The sequence below is a fragment of the Pleionea sp. WD8-19 genome, from assembly GCF_055326765.1.
In genome coordinates, this window is sequence record NZ_JBUZOU010000023.1 from 19,528 (window position 1) to 41,894 (window position 22,367).

Here is a 22,367-nt window from a genome sequence, read left to right on the forward strand (position 1 = left end):
CTTCTTAAAACAATGGTTAGCGATGAATCATCAAGTTACCTTAGAAGAATTCTCTCATTTGGTTCATTTCAATTATCAGCATCAACAGCAATCGTTGATTTTCCAGGGGCAAACCACCGGGCAAGCCATCACAATGGTCGCTTTGTCTGACATTGGTATTCCGTTATTTGACTTACAGCTCCGAAACAATCAATTGCTGTACCAAAAACGCATACCCAGCGAATTACCAATCCCACACTCTTGGTTGATGGAAAGTTTGCAATTGATATTTTGGCCAACAGAAATGATTGAACAAAACCTGCAACACGGCTGCCAGCTTGAACAGAAAACAGCGCAGCGAAACATCCGATGTGATCGGGTTTCAGCACTGCAAATTGATTATCACTTTGAAAATCAGGTGCTCACCTCGGTAAAATACACGCCTTTAGACTCCGAGCTGTCAATAGAAATCAGCATCCAACATTGAAACGGTAGTGTCAGTATGGCAAGCACAAAACGGCAACAACTGGGTATTCACGATGTGGCGATCGTGTGCGCTTTGGGCAGTGGTCAAGCGGAAGTATCACGTCACCTGTTTGCAGGAAGCAGCCCAGGCATGCAGTGCGAAGCCGGTTGGTTACCTGATAAGTCCGTCTTTGTAGGCAAAGTATTGTCCCCACTGGAGCCCATTCCTGATTCGCTTAGCACGTTTAACTGTCGGAATAATCGTCTGCTAAAACACGTGGCGGATCAAATAATGCCCAGTATCCAATCCCTTAAAACCCAATACGGTGTTGATCGTATCGCTGTCATTTTGGGATCCAGCACATCGGGCATATTAGAGGGTGAGCTCGGATTAGCGTATCAACTGGAACACGGTGAGATGCCGCAGTCATTCCATTATCGACAACAGGAGATTGGCACTTCCGCACTCTTTTTACGTGAATACCTTCAACTCTCTGGTCCCGCGTATACGGTTTCTACAGCGTGTTCATCCAGTGCGAAAGTGTTCGCCAGTGCTCAACGACTGATTGCCAGCGGCGTGTGTGATGCAGCCATTATTGGTGGTGCCGACTCATTGTGTCGGTTAACTATCAATGGCTTTACCGCACTGGAATCGGTCAGTGATGAACGCTGTGATCCCATGGGTAAACATCGCAATGGCATCAATATTGGTGAAGGAGCCGCTCTTTTTGTAGTTTCTTCAGCGCCCGCGGACATCGTTTTAAAAGGAACTGGCGAAAGTTCTGACGCTCACCACATATCCGCTCCCGAGCCGGAAGGACGCGGTGCAGAAGCTGCCATTCAAGCGGCACTTATTGATGCCAAGTTAGCGCCACAAGCGATTCATTATCTTAATTTGCACGGCACTGCTACCCGAAAAAATGACGCGATGGAATCGAAAGCCGTCTATCGAATATTTGGTAACACACTTCCTTGCAGCTCCACCAAAGCTCTGGTTGGACACACTTTAGGTGCGGCAGGCGCGCTTGAAGCCGCATTCCTATGGCTAACACTATCAAAGCACAACAAGAGCAAGCTTCTACCACCGCATGTTTTCAGTGGCGATCGCGACCCCGATTTAAGCCCTATTCGGCTCACAACGCTCGACCAAGCTTGTACACTACCCGAACAAGATGCTATCCATTTAATGAGCACGTCTTTTGCCTTTGGTGGCAGCAATGCCTGTATTATTTTGGGTCGCAATTCATGAGTACTCCAATGTCCGTTAACGCCGTCCCCTACTCGATGGAGCAGCTGCTCCCTCATGCACATCCTATGATTTTGATCGATGAAGCCATCGATGCCGATGAACACCAGTTAACGGCTAGAGTAACGATAGGTAAAGACAGCCTTTTCTATAATGATAAAATGCAAGGTATTCCTTCTTGGGTGGGAATGGAAATGATGGCACAAACCATTGCCGCTTATGCCGGATTTCAGGAGTTGCGCCATCAACAACCCGTAAAAGTCGGCTTTTTATTAGGCACGCGAAAGTACGAAAGCAGCGAAAGCTGTTTTCCATTGGGTCATGAGTACCAAATTAAAGTGATTAAACTTTACCAAGAAGACAATGGCCTAGGATCTTTTAAGTGCACAATGAGCAAAGGCGAGCATGAAATCGCCACCGCCAATATCAATGTGTTTTCACCACCCAATATTGATGAGTTTTTAAAACAACAGACACCACAAGGATCAACACAATGACAGCAGCTCGCAAAGTTTTGGTAACCGGCGCCAGCAAAGGGATCGGTCAGGCCATCGCCAAGCATCTGGGAAAATCCGGATTTGCAGTTACGGTTCATTACAACAGCGACATAAAGGGTGCAGAACAAACCAAAGCCGCTATCGAAGAGTCGGGAGCACACGCTGATCTGCTGCAATTTAATATTTCCGATCGCGCCCAGTGTCGCGAAGTACTGGAGCAGTACGTCGACAACCATGGAGCATTTTACGGCGTTGTTTGCAATGCTGGTATCACGCGCGATACCGCCTTTCCCGCTATGAGTGAAGATGAGTGGGATTCCGTGATCCATACCAATCTCGATGGCATCTATAATGTACTGCATCCATTAATGATGCCCATGATCCGGCTTCGACAAGGTGGCCGAATTGTCACAATGGCATCAGTTTCCGGTATTGCCGGCAACCGAGGGCAGGTCAATTACTCGGCCTCCAAGGCAGGCATAATTGGTGCCACCAAAGCGCTGGCTCTTGAGTTGGCGAAACGAAAAATTACCGTGAATTGCGTCGCTCCAGGCTTGATCGAAACCGAAATGTTACCCGAAGAAGTAAAAACCGAAGCCATGAAATTGATTCCAATGCAGCGCACTGGAGAGGTCGATGAAATTGCCAGCCTAGTGAACTACCTTTTCTCGGACGGCGCTGCCTACATCACGCGACAAGTGATCAGTGTAAACGGAGGCATGGTATGACACGACGTGTCGCCATCACCGGTATGGCTGGTTTGACCGCTTTTGGCGATCAACCGGATGTCATTTTTGATCGTTTCAAACTCGGTGAAAATGCCGTTGTTCACATGACCGACTGGGATGACATCGACGATTTGCACACAAGGCTTGCCGCTCCTATTACCGACTTTAAAAAGCCAAAGCATTATCCACGTAAAAAAGTGCGTTCTATGGGACGGGTTTCTCTTATGGCAACACGCGCGACGGAGTTGGCTTTAGCCAACGCCGGCTTATTGGACAACGATGAAATTAAACATGGAAAAATGGGCGTGTCATACGGCTCGTCTTCCGGCTCAACCAAGCCAATCGCTGTATTTGGCAACCTTCTAAAAAACCATAATATGCAGGGTTTCAACTCCACTTCTTATGTTGAAATGATGAGCCATACGGCTCCAGTCAATATCGGTGTTTTTTTTGAGCTAAAAGGCCGGGTAATCACCACCAGCAGCGCTTGCACTTCTGGCAGCCAAGGGCTCGGTTACGCTTACGAAGCCATCAAAAACGGAAAACAAACCTATATGGTCGCCGGTGGCGCCGAAGAGCTGTGCGTTACGCAAGCCGCCGTATTCGACACCTTATTTGCCACCAGTACCCGCAATGACTCCCCCAAAACCACACCGCGCCCTTTTGATCGCGATCGCGATGGACTGGTTATTGGTGAAGGGGCCTGCAGCTTTATTCTGGAAGATTTAGAGCACGCCCAAGCTCGCGGTGCAAAAATTTACGCCGAAGTGGTGGGTTTTGGAACTAACTCCGATGGCCAACATATCACCCAACCTGCGGCCGATACCATGCAAGTTGCCATGCAACTCGCTCTCGAAGATGCCAATATTTCGCCACAACACATTGGCTATGTTAACGCACACGGTACAGCGACCGATCGCGGTGACGTTGCTGAGTCCCAGGCCACTTCTCGATTGTTCGGAAAACACATGCCCATCAGTTCGTTAAAAAGTTACTTCGGGCACACGCTGGGTGCTTGCGGTGCGCTTGAAGCCTGGTTGACGATCGAAATGATGAATCGAGATTGGTTTGCAGCAACCTGCAATTTGCAAAACGTCGACCCGGAATGCGGTGAACTCCATTACATACAAGATCCCGCAGGGTTTAATCAACAAGTCGAGTATGTCATGTCGAATAACTTTGCTTTTGGCGGAATCAACACCTCGCTGATCTTTAAGCGTTGGCAATAAGGTCCACTTTTTGGCACACCTTTTTAATGTGAATAACGCGCACTCAATGAGTCGGCTTGTCGCGCCAAACGGCTGATGGCGCGTTCTATCTCCAACATGGTGTATTCTTTTTCGGCCATCAATTGTTCAATTTTACGATTTTGAACCAACAATTCGCGACGAAGCCTGGGCGAAGTATTATCCGAAACGATCATGGCTTCATTGCTTTCCAATTCCTTTTGAAGCGAACTTTGCTCTTCGTGTAGAACATCAATATCACGCTGTAGGTGTTCAATTTCAGCCAGTAAACCATGCACTTTTTTGCCTTGTTTATACGCTGCAAGAAACGACTTTTTCAAGTCTGCCGGACAACTTCCATGCCAGTTGCCGCCTCTTTTTCCGAGATGAAACGCATTCGCCGGTACACAATATTGACGCATTCCACTCTTATGCCCAGCGAGGTATTGCTGCATATTGGGTGTAACACCATACTCGGCACACGCTTGACGATGTTGACTGATCCGACTGTTACTGTACCCTCGCGAGCCATCTTCAAAACCAATCAGGTTCCAGTCAGCCGTATGGCATTCATCTTTTGACAAAGTCGCACAACCCGCCAGTAAAGTCGCTCCAACGAACAAAGCCCAAAACCGTAAAGCGTAAAGCATAACCTCAATTCCAGAGTGTTTATTTATTTGCAATAGAGTATAGAATATAACGCAACGCCTCAACTCGTCTCTAATAACAGACACCATGACAAAAAAGCAGATTGGATTGGCTCTCGGCAGCGGCGCAGCCCGTGGATTGAGCCACTTTGGAGTAATAAAAGCATTGTATCGGGAAAATATTCGCCCCGACGTTATTTGCGGAACGTCTATGGGCGCATTGGTGGGCGCCGCTTACGTCACCGGCCATATGAGTGCGCTGGAATCCTGGTTTCTAGAACAGACCACCACAAAAATTTTGCGCCATCTCGACATTAATCTTTTTGCGAGCGGTGGTATTGCCGATGGCGAGCAATTTATTCGCTTTTTAAAGAACGAATTTGGCGATTATCGCATTGAAGATTTACCCATTCCTTTTGCGGCGATTGCTTGTGATATGCACTCCGGTAAAGAAATCTGGATCACTGAAGGCTCCATCTGGGATGCCGTACGCGCATCCGGCGCTTACCCAGGTTTGTTATCACCGGTCAAACGCGAGTCTCAATGGTTAGTGGATGGGGGCATCGTCAACCCTGTTCCCGTATCCGTGTGTCGTGCCATGGGTGCAACGCATATTATTGGCATTAACCTCAATCACGATTTACTGCAACCCAAGACAGCTAAAGCCAAAGAACAGCGCAACGGTTTGCTCAAACTCGATAATACCGTATTAGGTAAGGTCGGCAGTATTTTAAAACAAACCATCAACGAGCGGTTGCCATTTGCCAATCGCAGCAAAGAATATACGCCCGGGATCATGGACGTGATTTCTTGTACAGTAAATATTATGCAAGATCGCATCACGCGCAGTCGCTTGGCAGGCGATCCGGCCGAAGTCATGTTTAATCCACGTTTATCACACATTGGATTTTTAGAAACCGATAAAGCAGCAGAAATTATTTCCGAAGGCGAACAGTGTGTCATCCGTAATATCGAACAATTGGAGCTCTTGCGTTAACTTATGAAAAAGCGATTACTTACAATACTGATTATGTGCAGTACCGCCTTCGCCGAAGATATTCCCTTTACTGGTAAATGGTGTGGCAAATGGGATGGCCTTTACCAAACTTGTTTCACTATCACCAAAACGAACGACAGTTACCAGGTCTACTATCAATGGGAAGAGCATCAAGGCGGTGGATTTCAAAAGAAATCCATTCCCGGTAAGCAACTCAATGCCAACACACTCGACTTCCTGGGCAAATTGATCGTTGTCGATCTAACCGATCATTCGAAAGCAACCGCCGTTGGTCTGTTTGAGTCACACGCTCGTATTGCGCAGCTCACTAAAATACCAATTTGAGCTTACAAAGGATAATTCACTCCCAATACAAATCTGCGTGTGTCTTGCGGTACAGAAATAAAGTCAAAATCTCCAAGCCCAGCGTTGTAATATTTTTCGTCCAATAAATTTTCTATTCTAAAAAAGAGTTCGCCCTGACCAAACAGGTTTTTATAGCCCGAATAAACATTAATTAAATGATAAGATTCGACAACTTGCCCAATATTACTTCCACTTTCATTCGCATGAGTATCGTCGTAATAATAGGCGGTTGGTGTGATGTAAAAGTTATTTGATTTATAGGTTGCGCCAAGTTTGGCTTTTTGATCCGATGTGAATGGTAAATCCGTTTTCACACCATCTGCAGTTACGTCGCCTTCTATGACACTCAAGCTTCCAAAAAGTTGTAAGCTTCCAAATGAAAATTCGTTTTGATACAGAAAACTGATGTCTACGCCACTCGCATCCACCTCTCCAGTATTTTGATTGGATTGAGTGAAAGCAATATTACCTCCGGGTACAAAATCGGACTGCGTGGGATTTGTGGGTGACTTCAGTATTAAGTTATCAACTTGTTCCTGATAGAAGGTTGCAGATAAATTAAAGTTTTCGGTCACTCGATAATTCACATTAACCTCAAAGGTTTTCATTTCCTCCGGCTTTAAATCAGGATTAGGTACATGAAAAAAACCGCTTTGATAAATACCATTATTGTCGGGTACCGGTACAAATCCACCAAAGTTTTCATAGGCACTTTTGGGCGACGGCGCTAAGAAGGCTTCACCGTATAAAATTTTAATGATAAACGTATCGCTCGCTGTCCATACAATTCCGGCTCTAGGATTTGTTGTAGCTCCGTACGAAGTGCTTTTATCAAATCGGATACCACCGACACCGACCAGCGTATCCGAAAATTGATATTTGTATTGAGCAAAAGCACCATAAGATTGATAGTTCAATTCAAATATTTGCAGAGGCAAATTACCTTGAGTGCCAATATAAAACATATTTTGATCCGTCGCAGCCACATCTTGATCATAAGGTTTTGGTAGATCGCCTGTTTTGGGTATCGATTTAAACTGTTCAAAAACATATCCTAAAATAACACTCGATTGATCACTCGTATCAATATAAAACTGCTGACCTATTTCGAACTCACTCCCCATTGCGTATTTGTAGCCATCTTCGTAGCCGACAAAAATGTTGGTAAATTTAGTTTCCGGATCAACTTCATAAAAAGAGTAAGAAAGTTGGACACTTGAAGACATCTCATTATCGATATCGAAGTCATACCCCATATTAAAATTACTCAGTCGAGTTCGCCAAATGGCATCGCTTCGAAAATCTTGGTATTCAGGTCGAGTACTTAACCCTGAATGATTTTCAAACATACTGTAGTTGAATCCCATATGAAATTTTTCACCATGGCGCAACTTCAAATAAAGGCTCTCGCTTTCTGTCGGAAACTCGGGGCGGTTTCGATCTTCCGCATTAATAATGGTAAACCCGCCAAAGTCGACTAAATCGCCCAACACATAATGCTCAGGATACTCTTTTTGATAATCGGAGTGATCGTCTCGACTGATATGTGCACCTATCGTTAAGTACGTTTCCTCACCGAGCGAACTACCGACCAAAAACGAACCGCGCTTGTAACTTTCACTCCCGGCTGACAACGAAATATTTTCTACCAACTGCAGTAAATCGGGCTCAGTGATAATATTAATGACACCGGTAAATGCATCGGCACCGTAAAGTGCTGAGGCTGGCCCAAACACAACTTCGACTTGTTTGGCGTAATACAATGGAAAGTTATCAGCAATAGGCACTTCCTCTCCAGTTGGTGAGCTGATTCGAACACCATCAAGCAATACAACGAACTTGTTATTGCCCTGAATCCCTCGAATTGAAAATCGATTATACGGCACAGGATCAGACGCTTTTTGGTTTTCGACACCCGGAAGATCACGCATTAAATCTTCAAGATTGCGGTAACCGCGATCTTGAATCATCGAACGCGGAATCACCATGATGGTTCCCGGCGCTTGAGAGGCGCTTTCTTTTGATCGGGAAGCCGTTACAACATCAATGTGTAATAACGCTTCAAGCGATATGTTTCCGATATCCGAGGTGTCATCTTGTGCATGGATTGCATAAGCCCCGGCAAGAATCGACGAAAGAATGGCTCGTCTATACAATGTAATGGCAACCATATTATCGCGTGCTCCAATATTTTCTTGTGCGTTAAGTTCTTGAAAATATAGTTCAAAATGAAATTTATACATAAAAAGCTGAACGTGCGAATTTCAAAACCTAATTCAATAATCGAAATAAAAAGGACTCACACCACCTTCATTCGTAGTCGATGTGCACCTTAATATTTGAACTTTGTCCTTTCCTCACTCATAATTTTCAAATATTTTACCTGTCACTTAATCCTTTGAAGGTTTACCAAGCTTATTTTAATGACGTTTTTGACCCGTTTATTCATACTTTCAATCTGCACTTTAAACATGGCAGATAGCTTCGCGACAAACATTGAAGTGGTCGCCGAAGACACGGCACCGCTTCACTATATGAAAGAGGGCAAAGTATCGGGTGTCACAATTGACTTAATTGATGCCGTTATGAAGCGAGCAAAACTGAACTACCAATTAAACATTTATGATTGGTCAGTGGCTTACAACAAAGCACTTAAACATGAAAACGTACTGATTTTCAGCATTGTGAGAACGCCCGAACGAGAGTCTCATTTCAAATGGGTTGGTGAGCTTTACGAAGTACAAAACCACTTTTATGCGCTTGCCAACAGAGAAGACATTCAAATTACCTCGTTGGAAGATGCTAAACGTTACAATGTTGGTGTGATTAACAGCGACTTTAGAGCAGGTTGGCTCAAAAATAATCGTTTTAATAAGCTGGTTTATGCCGACAATGAGCAAGAATTATTTACGAATTTGTTCACCCAAAAATACGACATTATCCCAGTCACTCTTGGAAGAATCAGTACCTACTGTAAAGCACGACGTATTAATTGCGATCGTTTTCGAGCAGTGTACACCATCAAAGAACTCCCACCTCAAAAACTGTACATGGCATATGGCAATAAAACGTCCGACGATATCGTTAATAAAACCAAACAAGCGTTGGATGAAGTCAAGTCCAGCGGTTTGTTTGACTTGATCATTGGTCCTTATAAAATGATGCAAAAGCCTCATCTTTAATAAAGTCAACTCGACAAACACACCTTAATAAATCAACTACAAATCACTCACTTTTATATCAACTGGACGCACACCGGTTGAACATTCTCTCAACAAGACTCTAAACAACATTCAACTGCATTTATCCAGTCGGTTAACTCGTTATTGGTGTCAATGATTTTCTTCTCACTGACGTTAAGATTACCGAACTAAGGGAAATCCCCTATTTAAGCGGGGTTTTCACCCATATTTTTCAAACGCTTGTTTGTGTCAATATCCCAATCGTACAGGACCTTTGCAGAACATGCCTGTAAGCAAAACGAAAAAAACACCTGCAAAACCCACCTTACGCAACAAGCAACTCAGAGCATCGAAACCTTCGGCTTCGAATGCTCAAAATAAAATCACAAGCGCAAAAACTTGTGATCAATAAAAAAGAGGAAAAGATAATGTCGACACCTTTTATACCAAAAACCAGTAGCTTACTCGTGGCGTTAGCCGTTGGTACAGCTTCATCCGTTTCATTAGCAAAATCCATTATCGTGGAATTAAATGATGCGCCGGTCGCCCATCAAATTTTTGCAGCCAAAAAAGCAGGCGCGCCAATGACCGACGATCAAATCCAATCGGAACGTGCGCATGTAACGGCTTCGCAAAATCGTTTTTTAGAGTCACTCAATAATCAAGGCATTGGCTATACCATTGAGTCGGTCGATATTCCCGATGCAACCGGCAATACCTACCGCATCGACTTACGTTACACCTTGGTGCTCAATGGCTTAAACCTCGATGTCGCAGAAAGTGCACTGAACACCATCGAAAATATGCCGGAAGTGAAAAAAGTACACGAGGTTCGCGAATTAAAACCCATGCTGGATAAAAGCGTGGCGTACACCAAAGCCTCTGAAGTGTATGGTCAAATTGCAGAGTTAACCGCTTACGATGATCACCGCGAAGGCTTTGAAGGGCAAGGTATGTATGTATCGGTGATTGATACCGGCATCGATTGGACAAACGAAATGTTTGGTGGAGACATCACTCCACCTCGTTTTGGCGTTTCACCTCCTATTGCAGCACTCAATAACCGTAAAGTAGCCTATTATTTACCGATTTCAGGTGAAGGTATCGACACTTACGGCCATGGCACTCACGTTGCCGCTACCGCCGCAGGGTACTTGGCTTACGCCCCCGGCGCCGATGGTTTACCCAACACTGCCGACGACGCACCCGTCCATGGCATGGCACCGCAAGCAAAACTGATGGGCTATCAGGTTTGTAACGCGGCAGGACGTTGCATTACGCCCGCGACCATTATGGCCTTGGAGGACAGCGTATCACCACGCACGTTAACCGGACACGTAAAACCAGTAGCAGACGTTATTAACTTAAGTTTGGGCGGACCGGGTGGTCCCGATGACGCGAGTGCCGTTGCGGCCAGCAATGCTGCCTTAGCAGGCGCGGTTGTTGTCGCAGCAGCGGGTAATGATGGTCCAGGCGAGCAAACCATTGGTTCTCCTGCAGCGGGTCGACACGTTATCGCCGTTGCCGCAAGCAGTGATCCTGGCGTTGCTCCAAACACCATCGAAGTTTTTAATGAGTCCAATACCGACATTGATACCACTTTTGGCCCATTTGTCGCGGCTATGTCTTCAGACAGCAACCTGAAGCAATCATTAAACACGCCTATCAGTGGGCATTACGTATTTGCCGGTTTAGCGGATACACCCGATCAAGTTCCAGTGAGCGTTGCTGGAAACGTCTGCTTGGTTGAACGTGGAAGCTCCGTTAATATTGATGCCGCCGATGCAGGAACCGGTTTGTTCGCGAACAAAGCGGCCAACTGCCAGGCCAAAGGCGCTATTGCAACGGTCATTTACAACAATACTCCTGAAGCATTAGGGGCCGTTTTAGCGCCTGCAGCGACGCCGGTATTCACTCTGTCGGGTAACGACGGACAAACACTACAAACGCTCGGCTACGACGCTTCCGGCGTTTCAAAGCGAAAGGTTCAACTGAACCCGATTGATCCGACGCTCTACCAACCGGGAATCGCAGGCTTCAGTTCACGCGGAACCATTATTGGATTGGGTCAAATTAAAGCCGACCTTGCGGCACCCGGTGTTGCCATTTTAGCGGCAACAACAAAAACAGGGGCTCCCGTGGCGTCTATGGCCGATCCCTCAGGTTTCACCTCAGCCAATGGCACCAGTATGGCATCGCCTCATGTGGCCGGTGCTGCCGCACAAGTTCGTCAAGCACGACCTGAGTTGTCGGTTGCCGAAGTTCGTGCTGTATTGATGAACACGGCCACCAATCCACGCTTTTCTGATGGAACGCCCAAAGCGGATAATACGGAAAACGACAGCATCTTAGCGCAAGGTGCCGGACTGATTGATGTGAAAGCGGCCGTGAATGCAAAAGCAGTGATGGGCATTCCTGGTGACGGTCTTATCGAGCCAGAAATTTTAGGAAGTTACTCCTTTAAAACGCTCCCATTAATCAACACGCGTATTCAACATAGCGAAGCGGTAGACGTCACATTACGTAGCCTAGGAAGTGAGGGAAGCTACAGATTAAGTGTTGCGAACAATCGCGATCTGCAAATTGATGGTATCGATGTGACGTTATCCGAAACCACCGTTTCACTTGGCAGTAACAATGATGCCACATTTACGGTAAACGCCAACTTCGATGGCGACAAAGTGCGCTCAACATTGCTTGAAAATGGTCAGTATTTGCAAACCATGTGGTACGTGATCGCCGAACGTACCGATGGCAGCGAAACGTTGAGAATGCCCTTTTACTTAAAGCCCACCATGAGTGAACCCGCTGATGTCGTAGGCTCACAAAGTGAAACCTTTAGCGGTACGCTTACAGCAGGTGATAATAACGCACAAGCGGTCGCTGGCGTCACTTATCAAGATTATCCGATTGAAGTGGATGCGTCCGCCTTCCGTTTGATTGGTGATTTAAGCTACACCAGTAACGGCATTGATGATGTGGATTTGTTTCTGCTCGATCCGGATGGTAATCAAGTGGCGTCTTCCACTAATGCCGGCGGACCTGAGCACGTTGAAGTCAATGTGGCCAAGCCAGGCACTTATACTTTTCGCGTTTCGGGCTGGTTAAATGGTCCAGTCGAGACACAATTGATCAGCACCCAAGAGCTGGGTGGTATTGCTCCGATGCTTTCGGCAGCACCGGCTGACTTTGTTGGAAGCGATGGCGAACCTATGGACTTCGACGGTGAGGTAACGTTTAACTGGACAGCTAATGGCGGCGAACAAAAGTTTGAACTCGAACGCTCAAGTGATGGTGAAAATTTTTCAACAATTGCTTTACTTGACGCATCCGCCAATCAATACACTGATTCAGATTTAGACAACGGAACGTATACGTATCGCATTCGAGCATGGTTTAACGGCAAAGTCGGGTATTACGTTAGTGCACCCAGCAATGCAAAAACCATTACGGTTGATCAGCGCAAAAAAATAAACCTCACACGAAAAGTCAGCACATCCATTTCCAACTTAAGTTTAGTTAACGATGTATTTAGTTTGGATATGGCGCTCACCAACAATGCCGATGACGATTATGTACCTCACTTAACTTTTCGGATTAAAAAAGTGAAGTCCGCATCCGGAAGTGTTCGTGTTATCAATGCTGATAATGGGGGTTCAGGTATGCCAGGTGATCATGCACTTTATGATTATTCTTACCAAATTGGTCAAGATGACGTTTTTAGTGCAGGTGAAACATCCGATGCTCGAAGCATGCAATTTGCAAACTCGGCGCACGAGTTGTTTCAAATTTACGTAAAAATTACCGGCTATAAACAATTAGCGCCCAGCACCGGCAGTCAATCACCGGATGCAATTACCCAAGAAGACGATCCTTCTTTAATCGATCAGTTGATTGAGCTTACAATCAATCCGGTTACCGGTGAAATTGTTTCAAGTTTGGTTGATGAATTACCTTAAATCAAGGAGCGCTTCTGTGCTTTAAAAAGCAAGCATCCACCTTACAATATGTCGTAAGGTGGATGCAGCTTTGTGAAGTTCAGCGATTTTAGTTACTTCAGAATTAATATACATTTGGAATGCGTTTAAGCGATGCGTTGTCATCCATTCAACAAAAAATGTACTACCGTAGGATGTGGTGGAGCGCAGTGCAACCCATCAATAAATACAGCAATCACTCGAAAGTCTATTCCATGCTTAATCACTTAAAGAGATGGGTTGTCACCCATCCTACAAAAAAGATCTACCGTAGGATGTGGTGGAGCGCAGTGCAACCCATCAATAAATACAGCAATCATTCGAAAGTCTATTCCATGCTTAATCACTTAAAGAGATGGGTTAACACCCATCCTACAAAAAAGATCTACCGTAGGATGTGGTGAAGCGCAGCGTAACCCATCAATAAATACAGCAATCACTCGAAAGTATATTCCATGCTTAATCACTTGAAGAGATGGGTTACTACCCATCCTACAAAAAAGCTCTCCCGTTAGATGTGGTGAAGCGCAGCGTAACCCATCAACAAATACACCTTTCGATGACACCACAACAACCGAACAGCTAAAGTTGGCTTTGAAAAAAAACGTTATTTTAACTTTATCACCTGCTCTATTTGGTTTCATAATACGTATCAATAGGAAAACACACAGCATTAATAGGAACCATGCGACTCTTCACCTGTGTCATCATCTTTTTGCTATCCGCTTGCGCCCGGTATCAGGCTCCTTCACACCTCAGTCCGGATGCTAAGCTCACGTTGGAGTCCGGGGAACTTCGTGATCAACTGTTCACCCTCGATTTACTTTGGAATGGTGCAGATGGATTCAACGACAACTATTCCGCACTGAGTGAAAAACTATTAGCCCAGTCCGGACTGGGCTATACCACTAAAAAGATAACCTTTGACTCCGCTTCAGTCATCGCTTATCAAGCTTCACCACAGAAAGCAAAGGACAAAACTAATCGGCATGATTCGCTGATTATTCTTTACTTTCATGGTGGTGGCTACAAAACAGGCTCGGCTCGTTCAATGCCAACGATACCGGTGTTATTAAGTCATCATTTACAGGTGCCTGTCTATGCGGTCGAATACCGAACGTCTGCTCTAGCCCCCTTTCCTGCAGCGTTAGATGATGCATTTAACGCTTGGAAAAACCTGAAGCAACATTTTCCTGCACACATTCCAACACTGTTTGTGGGCGACTCCTCAGGCGGTGGATTAGCCACCGCATTAATGCTAAAAGCAAAAAGTGAGAATGCCCCTCTTCCCAACGCTGCTATTCTGCTGTCTCCGTGGCTCGACTTAACAAACAGCGGCGACACCCATATCACACTGCGTGATGCGGATCCCTTTTTAGGTACAGGTTTAGGTTTACTCAGTCTCGAGGAAGATTACGCAGGTGATACACCACTCGATCATCCGTTCATATCTCCAATTTATGGCGATCTTAAAGGTTTGCCACCGATTTTATTACAACTGGGCAGTAAAGAAGTGTTACTCAGTGATTCCATTATTTTCTCTCGAAAGGCTCGAGAACAACAAGTCGATATCACTCTCGATATTTGGGATGGCATGTGGCATGTTTTTCAAGCCATTCCTCATTTGCCGGAGTCTCAAAAAGCGTGGCTTGAAATTAAAACCTTTGTTTATCATAAAGTATTGAACAATTAAAAAGTGCAAAACTTGCGAATTGGAAGATCTTAATTTTTTAAGCTAAACCTATAACATCATCACTCAAACGAGATTCATAATGACACAACACGATTCCGAACGAGACAAAATGCAGATACTCCACGTCGGCGAAAAGCTGCATATTATGTATCGATCACTTTACGAAAATTCTACACGACGTCACTTTATTGGCGAAATCACGTCGGTACAAGGAGCTCTATGCCGACTCAAAGGTTACGTCTTTATTTATGACGAAAAGTCTACCGAGTTCATTAAGAAGAAGGAACAACGCATCACCATCATTGATGTCGCTGAAAGTGGGGTGATAGCCAATGTACTGGATCCTTCCATTGAATTGAACAGTGTTTACTACTATTACGCACCAGGTGAAGGTCTCGTCGCCACCGATGGAAAGCAATTTACGCTCAATATTAATGAGTTTGGTTCGAAAAGTTAAAGCACTTGCCGAGCCTTTCAATATTATGAGGCATACCAGCCTGGTAGCATGCCTTTGATCATTACGGCTGTAATTAAAGTGATGACAACAAGCACTAGTGAAAACATTAGGTTAGCCGCTTGATTATCTTTATCTATTCTAGGAAGTACACGATCGCCGGTCAGCAAGTAAATGGCTCCGACAACGATCAAAGCTCCAGAAAAGCTAAACTGTAAAGCCGCTTGAAACCAAAAATCGGAGTCTTCGATGGTGACCAGTCGGCTGCTTCCCTTTCCGACATAAAACCGGCCTCGTTCAATACCATTTTCAGTGTAATGAAAAAGAAACACACCGCATAACGTAACCACAACAGACATGAATCGACTCATAAAAAAACACCCGAAGAATTAAAAAAACTGCATGCTTGACTGAGTCTAACAGTAGGAGAAAATATTACTTAACTTTTACAAATTGCTTGCCACCGTAAATGAAACACTTAAATATGGGGGGGCGGTAGCCCCCTAATCCTATGTCACATTACTGTTAGATTTCAAGTGACTATTGTAGCGATAGCGAGAAAAGGTTGAATCCTCTGTCCGCTATTCAAATGACCACTGCAGATAAAAATAAAGTCGAGGGTGAATAGTCGTGCAAAATGTCTCCACCTACTTTGACAAAGCATGGAATAACACTAAACTTAGCTGAATATATGATTTATCCTGTTTATCAAACAATGAATTATAGAGTTTGTGTTTTTTTAAGTCTTTATTCAGCATCTCTCTCCGCTCAAGATAACTTAGAACGACTTTTCTCTATGAAGTTAGAAGAACTATTAAAAGTTAAGGTGACAGGTGCGACACTTACTCAAGAATCTTTGCAAAGTACACCTTCCTCTGTAACCGTTTTTTCTAAGGAAGAGTTAAAGAGGATGGGTATTGACTATCTCAATGAATTAGCCAATTTAGTTCCAGGGTTTCAAAGTTACCGCACTGGAGGAAGTCCAGTGGAAGATACTATTATTTCTAGAGCTCGCCCATACGCTGTTGCGCCCGCAGAGATACTTATTATGGTCAATGGTTTGCGTTATGATGAACCACGCAGTAGCGCAACAGCACCTATTGTTCCTAAATTTCCTTTGAATATCATTGAAAGAGTCGAGTTTATACGGGGCCCTGGCTCTGCAATATATGGTTCGAACGCTATGGTAGGAACCATTAATATCGTAACCCAAAGAAATTCCAATCAATTGAGCGCAGGTTATGGCAGCCATCATCAAAAAATATTTCAAACACAAGTGTCTGAAACTCAAGGTGACTGGATGCTCGACATCATAGCTCAAACCGAGCAAGATGATGGCGAAGCTTATCAAGTAAATGATACTTTTAGTAACGAAATCATAAGTACTAACGATCCTCGTCACTTACAAGATTTCCTTCTGACGGTTTCGCATAGCAAAACATCCCTAAAAATACATCACCATCAATTTAAAACAAATAACTTCTATGAACTAGATGGCACTTCAAATAACTTCAACCAGCGAAGAGGTCGTTTGAATATTTTCTCCTTGGCACAAAAATATACACTCTTTGAATTTGATTCATGGTTGCAATTAGATCAAAAGTATTCGCAACTCAATCTTTCTACGCAATTAAGTCCTGCAGGTGCATTTTCGACAATCAGTGAACCAAGCAGCAGCGATCCCATGTTTTTAAAGGTTAACTTTAAGGATTACCGTGAAACGCGTCTTTTATGGCAAAACAGTCGAAATTACAATGTTGATAATAAATTTCAATTTGGCATTGAATTTAGGCGCATCGAATCACCTACAACCATAGCTTATAATAATTTCGATTTGTCCGATTTGGCAAGCGGGCAATTTCCAATTCGCTACTATGGAGAGTTACGAGCAACAACCCCTGTACAGGAACAATCCACCCGCAATATTACTGGCTTATACTCTCAATATATGGAAAGTTTTTTTAATTCGGCAAGAGTCTCTTTGGGACTGCGTTATGATCATTTTAGCTCCATAGGTTCGCAGGTAAGCCCTCGACTAAGTTGGATTCAGGAAATAAGCGAATCATTCGCAATTAAATACATCTACGGTAAAGCTTTTAGAGCGCCAACAGAGGCCGAGCTGTTTTTGAGAAATAATCCAGTCATATTGGGTAATGAACAACTGGAACCTGAAACCGTTAAAAGCAGTGAAATAATATTTCAAGGTTTGTGGAGAGACAGCTTTTTTGCATTAGGTTACTTCGAAAATCATATTGAGAATGCTATTGTCGAAACACCAACAATCACGGGAATATCGCAATATCAGAACGTACCTCAAGATCCAAACAAAGGATTTGAATTGGAATGGTCCTATCAATTCAACGCCGAATGGTTGCTCAGAGCCAGCTATACTCATATTACTGAAAAAGCATCTCTTTCTTTTCGTGAAGCCAGTCGAACTGCTTCGATAGTTGCTAATTACCAAAAGGAATATTGGAATTTTAATCTCATAGCAACTTGGAACGATGAGCGAGAAATACCCCAACAACCCGAAAGTGAGTCACGAAACCTTATTCGTGGTGAATTGCTCTTAAATGCTAAAGCGATTTATCGATTCAACTCTCATCTTTCAGGATCACTATCAATTAAAAATTTGTCAAATGAAAAATATTACACCCCCTCTTTTTCTGCGTCTTTGGAAAAGGGTGTAATCAATCGCGGACGCCAATTAAGTCTAAAGTTAGACTGGATTTATTAGTCACTTTCATGAATCATAAAATCACTTGTGACGGCGAATGCTATTTCAGCTTTAAACAAAACACTCTAACTATCAGCTATAAATTATGGCTATCCAAGCTTGTTTAAGGAAAAAATAGCCAGTGGATGCAATGAAGTAAAAGTACATTCAAAAATCTACTATCATTGGCGTTAACACACTGCTTAATCTAAACGTTAGATCATTTTTAGAAGCGATAAGATATTTTCAGTGAATAGATTTTAAATTTTTGCTTAAAACTTATTGTATTAAATTCTTGAGAGCTATCCCTTACCAATGGAATCGATCGATTTATCTTCATTGCATAGTAATCGTAAACCATTGCTACACTCAAATTAGAGCTGAGCTCATAACTCATACCGGCTCCCCAGAAAGGGTCAATGCCAGAGCGGCTTTCTTGATAAATTGGAGAAATCGCTACCAAATAATCTGATATCAGACTAAACCTAGAGGTATAGTCTATATCCCAATCAATAAAGCCAGCTCGCAAAAAAGCAGAAAAAGGGCTGAAGTCACCTGTGCTTAATACAGAACTTAGCGTAAACCCACTGGCGTCTACCGAGTTAAAATCACTGAGCAAAAAGTCATTATTTTCTGTTACAAATCCGCGTATGTCGGATCCAAAAGGAGACTTCCCGAAGTCAACATATCCCAAGTCTAGCGAAATCATGTTATTCAACTGGTACCCTAGATTTAATTCATAAGTATCATTTTTTATTCTATTTTTAGAGTGTATAACAGAATTCATTAGACTATCCGTTTCACCAACACTTATGCTGAAGGTTATAGGATTTGTGAAACTTGTTGACTTGGCGAATAGACAAGGTGAAAAAACAAAGAGCAATAGAAAACCAACGAAGGGTCTAGTCATATTACTTTTCCTTTTATTAAAAATTGAAATATAAATTTTATCGGCATTAAGTAAAACGACTAGAAGGCAATTTATGGGTTAAAAAGAAATTTTCAATCTCTTCAAAAGAGCATAATATAATTGAGCGACGTATATAACATCTAAAAAACAACATTCATACAATCAAGTTTCCAAGCTTAATCACTTGAAAGAGATGGGTTAACACCCATCCTACAAACGTGCTCTCTAGTAGGATGTGGTGGAGCGCAGCGTAACCCATCAGAAAAAAACAAGTTAGTTCTGCTCGCCAACATTCAAGTCGATATCATCACCAGCCCAGTCCTCAGTTAAATCTCCTTGTCGAACGAACTTATGAAACGAAGAATAAGGCCAATCGCACACTCGGTTTACATAATCATGTTTAACCGGATTATAATGAATATAATCCACATGCCGATTAAAATCGATTTGGTCACGAATCGTGTGCTCCCAAAATCGACGTTGCCATATGCCTTTTTCGTTTTTACTTCTCCTGCTTTTCGATAAACCAAAATCACATTCCAGCTGTTTGGAAAAATAGGCTTTAATTTTTCTCCAGCGATTTGAATAGTCAACATCACCCTTTGGCAGACTCCAAATGCAGTGCAAATGGTCGGGCAGTATAACGATGGCATCAATATCGAATGGGTTTTCGCGTTTTACCATCCGAAAAGCTTGCCGCAATGTGTTAATATTGTCGATAAGTAACGATTGTTTTCGATCAAGTAAGTTTACAGTAAAAAATAAAACCCCAACTGGCACATAGTTCCGTCGATAGTTTGTCATTGAATAAATCCATTTATATAAGTTTTCCGATATTAAAAACCCACGCCACAAAAATCAAATATAGCACCGTCCCGTAGGATGTGGTGGAGCGTAGTGTAACCCATCAGTAAAAACAACATCCATGTTCACATATTAGCATTCCGATCAATCAAATTGCTTTTTAAAAGATGGGTTATCACCCAATGGCATGGACTCCTCCCCACTCAAGTAAATTTCGCTAAAGTGTCAACGGCAACTTAAAACTGACCCACTTTGCATTAAAAACGACAATTTAAAATTAACCCACCCACTTTATTGATTGATTTGAACAGGTGGAGCAATACCCGCATTCTTCTTGTCTTTCAGCCGATAACTGTCACCTGAGATTTGAACAATATGAGCATGATGAAGTAGCCTATCGAGTAAAGCAGCTGTCAGAGTTGTGTCATCAGCAAATGCAGTTGACCATTGTGAGAACGGTAAGTTGCTTGTAACAATAATACTTCCTTTCTCGTATCGTTTTGCGATGACATTAAAAAACAGATTTGCTTCTTCGCGGCCAAACGGTAAATAACCGATCTCGTCGATGACTAATAGCTTGGGACTAAGAACGCTCCTTTTTAGGTACGTCTCCAGTTTTCCCTGGGCTTTAGCTGTCGCCAGTTGCAGCATTAAATCCGCAGCCGTGATAAAACGAGTTTTGTAGCCTCGAAGTACAGTTTTATAAGCAAGTGCTATCGCTAGGTGACTTTTGCCTACTCCGCTAGGTCCAATAAAGACAACATTATCAGCACGCTCAATAAAGCTCAGTCCTGTGAGTTCTTGTAGTTGCTTTTTGGGTGCGCCAGAGGCAAAACCAAAGTCGTATTCCTCAAACCGTTTAATCGATGGCAGTCCGGCAAACTTTAACAACGTACTCTGTGTTCGCTCAGCCTTTGCATCGATTTCCTGCTGAAGTAGTTGTTCTAAAAAATCAGCGAGTGTTTTTTCTTCTGAACAGTTTTTATCGGCGATGGCTGACCACTCACTGGCAATCGCATCCAGTTTTAATGTTGTGCAAGCTTGCTGTATTCGCTCTTGCTGGATATTCATAAACTGACCTCCAGTAGTTGGTCATATCGTATGAGAGGGTGTTGCAAGCTCTCTAGTGGCACGGGGCATTTTGACTGAGGTAGTCGAGCGATTCGTTGAGAAGTGAGTTTCGGTAGCGGGATCAAGGTTAATCGCTCTTTCTCCAACAGTACCTGTGGCTTTTCTTTTGTCGTCCCATGTTTACGTTGATGGGCAACTGTCGCTAGCCAGTTGCCTATGTAAGCGTTGGCCGCTTCAATAGTGAGTGACAAGCCATTTTGTTTCAATGTCGTTGCCAATGGCGTAATGAAACTTCGTTTTAAATACCCATTAAACCGCTCGACCTTACCCTTGGTTTTCGCTCGATACGGACGACAAGCGCGCAACCGATAACCGTATTTTTTGGCGTGCTCTAACAAAACGGGATTCCATTGGTGCAATCCGTCGCCATACGCATTTCGTTGAAGCATCACGCATTTTGCGTTATCAAAAAGGATTTCTTTAGGGACTCCACCGAAATACTCCAAAGCACCTTCGATACCGGCAAGCCAGTCCTTTTGCTGTTCCGTTTGAGTAAACAAGACATAACTGGCTCGACTATAACCCAGTGTTGCAACAAAGGCTTTCAGTGATTGTTTGCCTCGTTTTATCGTCGTAAAGTCCACTTGCAGCTGAACGCCGGGCTCGGTTTCAAATCGCTTGATTGGTTCTTCTTTTACCTGTTTGAAAGGTCGAATGAAATTTTTGACCGTTGAAATGCTGCCTGTATAACCCTGCTGCTCGATTTCCCGGACTAATACGGTTGCGGGTATCCAGTGCGGTCGAGCGGCTTGTATTCGCTCGCAAAGATAATCTTTGAAGGGCTCGAGTATCGATGCTCGTTATGCTCTCTCTGGATAGATGGGAATTTTATTGGGTTGGCGTAACCACTTTTTTACCGTATTTCTCGATAACCCTAATTGACGTGCAATCGCACGAATACTCAAACCTTGTTTATGTAGTACATGAATGTCCACTAATCTCTCCTGAGATATCATTAGCGCCGCCTTGAGTCATTGTCGGACGGCTATTTTGCCTCAGGTGGGTCAAAATTAAATTGTCGTTAGTGGGTCATTTTTGCATTGGCGTTAACACTAAAGTGGGAGGCGACAAAACCAAAGGAGCCATACCATGAACAATAGTACAACAATTTGTATTGATTTAGCTAAAGGTGTTTTTCAAGTTGCGGTTTTCAATAAATTCGGAAAAGCCAAATCAAACCAAGAAGTATCCGCGAAGAAAATGTGCGCAATCATTGAACAGCATCCCCATGCTGACATTTATATGGAAGCTTGTGGTTCTGCGCATTATTGGGCCAGGCGTTTTACAAAGTTAGGGCATAAGGTAGGTTTAATACCGCCCCATATTGCGGCTAAGTTTCGCACAGGAAA

General features: G+C 43.6%; 18 protein-coding genes and 2 pseudogenes. 13 read left to right on the plus strand and 7 right to left on the minus strand.

The window, feature by feature from the left end; translation table 11 throughout:
- The first annotated feature begins 22 nt into the window (after positions 1 to 22).
- The 5 genes from ACTUJY_RS19210 to ACTUJY_RS19230 are packed head-to-tail and all read left to right on the plus strand — an operon-like array spanning position 23 to position 4,144.
- Positions 23 to 466 carry a DUF3261 domain-containing protein gene (locus tag ACTUJY_RS19210; RefSeq protein WP_463617757.1) on the plus strand — a complete coding sequence of 148 codons (444 nt, stop codon included), beginning with the start codon at positions 23 to 25 and terminating at the stop codon, positions 464 to 466.
- Between the two features lie 15 nt (positions 467 to 481).
- The gene (locus ACTUJY_RS19215) at positions 482 to 1,693 is read left to right on the plus strand and encodes a beta-ketoacyl-[acyl-carrier-protein] synthase family protein (protein WP_463617758.1); all 1,212 of its coding nucleotides are present in this window, start codon (positions 482 to 484) and stop codon (positions 1,691 to 1,693) included.
- A gap of 8 nt (positions 1,694 to 1,701) precedes the next feature.
- Complete coding sequence (locus ACTUJY_RS19220; protein WP_463617759.1) at positions 1,702 to 2,187, plus strand: ApeP family dehydratase; 486 nt, start codon at positions 1,702 to 1,704, stop codon at positions 2,185 to 2,187.
- Positions 2,184 to 2,915 (plus strand): 3-ketoacyl-ACP reductase FabG2, encoded by a 732-nt coding sequence (locus ACTUJY_RS19225; RefSeq protein WP_463617760.1) that lies wholly within the window; start codon positions 2,184 to 2,186, stop codon positions 2,913 to 2,915. The genes ACTUJY_RS19220 and ACTUJY_RS19225 overlap by 4 nt, the downstream gene beginning before the upstream one ends.
- Positions 2,912 to 4,144 (plus strand): beta-ketoacyl-ACP synthase, encoded by a 1,233-nt coding sequence (locus ACTUJY_RS19230; protein ID WP_463617761.1) that lies wholly within the window; start codon positions 2,912 to 2,914, stop codon positions 4,142 to 4,144. The genes ACTUJY_RS19225 and ACTUJY_RS19230 overlap by 4 nt, the downstream gene beginning before the upstream one ends.
- Before the next feature lie 23 nt (positions 4,145 to 4,167).
- On the opposite strand, the gene ACTUJY_RS19235 is transcribed toward ACTUJY_RS19230, so the two are convergent.
- Positions 4,168 to 4,791: a DUF2799 domain-containing protein gene (locus ACTUJY_RS19235; protein WP_463617762.1), complete on the minus strand. Its 624-nt coding sequence runs from the start codon at positions 4,789 to 4,791 to the stop codon at positions 4,168 to 4,170.
- A gap of 85 nt (positions 4,792 to 4,876) precedes the next feature.
- On the opposite strand from ACTUJY_RS19235, the gene ACTUJY_RS19240 reads away from it, so the two are divergent.
- The gene (locus ACTUJY_RS19240) at positions 4,877 to 5,785 is read left to right on the plus strand and encodes a patatin-like phospholipase family protein (protein ID WP_463617763.1); all 909 of its coding nucleotides are present in this window, start codon (positions 4,877 to 4,879) and stop codon (positions 5,783 to 5,785) included.
- 3 nt (positions 5,786 to 5,788) lie between these two features.
- On the plus strand, positions 5,789 to 6,130 hold the full coding sequence (locus tag ACTUJY_RS19245; protein ID WP_463617764.1) for a hypothetical protein: 342 nt from the start codon (positions 5,789 to 5,791) through the stop codon (positions 6,128 to 6,130).
- A 2-nt stretch (positions 6,131 to 6,132) separates the two neighbouring features.
- Here ACTUJY_RS19245 and ACTUJY_RS19250 read toward each other — a convergent pair whose 3' ends face one another.
- Positions 6,133 to 8,394: a TonB-dependent receptor plug domain-containing protein gene (locus ACTUJY_RS19250; RefSeq protein WP_463617765.1), complete on the minus strand. Its 2,262-nt coding sequence runs from the start codon at positions 8,392 to 8,394 to the stop codon at positions 6,133 to 6,135.
- A gap of 228 nt (positions 8,395 to 8,622) precedes the next feature.
- On the opposite strand from ACTUJY_RS19250, the gene ACTUJY_RS19255 reads away from it, so the two are divergent.
- The 4 genes from ACTUJY_RS19255 (at position 8,623) to ACTUJY_RS19270 (ending at position 15,460) form a co-directional block, all read left to right on the plus strand.
- Positions 8,623 to 9,333, plus strand: coding sequence for a substrate-binding periplasmic protein (locus ACTUJY_RS19255; protein WP_463617766.1), 711 nt, complete (start codon positions 8,623 to 8,625; stop codon positions 9,331 to 9,333).
- A gap of 428 nt (positions 9,334 to 9,761) precedes the next feature.
- The gene (locus ACTUJY_RS19260) at positions 9,762 to 13,292 is read left to right on the plus strand and encodes a S8 family serine peptidase (protein WP_463617767.1); all 3,531 of its coding nucleotides are present in this window, start codon (positions 9,762 to 9,764) and stop codon (positions 13,290 to 13,292) included.
- A gap of 703 nt (positions 13,293 to 13,995) precedes the next feature.
- Positions 13,996 to 15,003: an alpha/beta hydrolase gene (locus ACTUJY_RS19265; protein WP_463617768.1), complete on the plus strand. Its 1,008-nt coding sequence runs from the start codon at positions 13,996 to 13,998 to the stop codon at positions 15,001 to 15,003.
- A gap of 79 nt (positions 15,004 to 15,082) precedes the next feature.
- The gene (locus ACTUJY_RS19270; protein WP_463617769.1) at positions 15,083 to 15,460 is read left to right on the plus strand and encodes a hypothetical protein; all 378 of its coding nucleotides are present in this window, start codon (positions 15,083 to 15,085) and stop codon (positions 15,458 to 15,460) included.
- Between the two features lie 23 nt (positions 15,461 to 15,483).
- Here the strand turns inward: ACTUJY_RS19270 and ACTUJY_RS19275 are convergent, their stop codons facing one another.
- A complete protein-coding gene (locus ACTUJY_RS19275; protein ID WP_463617770.1) occupies positions 15,484 to 15,828 on the minus strand; it encodes a hypothetical protein in 345 nt (114 codons plus the stop codon).
- A 266-nt stretch (positions 15,829 to 16,094) separates the two neighbouring features.
- Between ACTUJY_RS19275 and ACTUJY_RS19280 the strand changes: the two genes are divergently transcribed.
- Positions 16,095 to 18,194: a TonB-dependent receptor plug domain-containing protein gene (locus ACTUJY_RS19280; protein ID WP_463617771.1), complete on the plus strand. Its 2,100-nt coding sequence runs from the start codon at positions 16,095 to 16,097 to the stop codon at positions 18,192 to 18,194.
- Positions 18,195 to 18,399: 205 nt separating this feature from the next.
- Here ACTUJY_RS19280 and ACTUJY_RS19285 read toward each other — a convergent pair whose 3' ends face one another.
- The 4 genes and pseudogenes from ACTUJY_RS19285 to istA all read right to left on the minus strand — a co-directional run bounded on the left by ACTUJY_RS19285 (position 18,400) and on the right by istA (position 21,974).
- Entirely contained in the window at positions 18,400 to 18,960 is a 561-nt protein-coding gene (locus ACTUJY_RS19285) for a porin family protein (RefSeq protein WP_463617772.1), read from the minus strand.
- A 396-nt stretch (positions 18,961 to 19,356) separates the two neighbouring features.
- Positions 19,357 to 19,887 carry an REP-associated tyrosine transposase gene (locus ACTUJY_RS19290; RefSeq protein WP_463617773.1) on the minus strand — a complete coding sequence of 177 codons (531 nt, stop codon included), beginning with the start codon at positions 19,885 to 19,887 and terminating at the stop codon, positions 19,357 to 19,359.
- Positions 19,888 to 20,178: 291 nt separating this feature from the next.
- On the minus strand, positions 20,179 to 20,958 hold the full coding sequence (gene istB / locus ACTUJY_RS19295) for an IS21-like element helper ATPase IstB (RefSeq protein WP_463617774.1): 780 nt from the start codon (positions 20,956 to 20,958) through the stop codon (positions 20,179 to 20,181).
- Positions 20,955 to 21,974 (minus strand): annotated as a pseudogene (istA, locus tag ACTUJY_RS19300) (IS21 family transposase). Before istA ends, istB begins: the two are co-directional and overlap by 4 nt.
- A gap of 133 nt (positions 21,975 to 22,107) precedes the next feature.
- Here istA and ACTUJY_RS19305 point away from each other — a divergent pair.
- Positions 22,108 to 22,367, plus strand: a pseudogene (locus ACTUJY_RS19305) (IS110 family transposase); the annotation flags it as partial.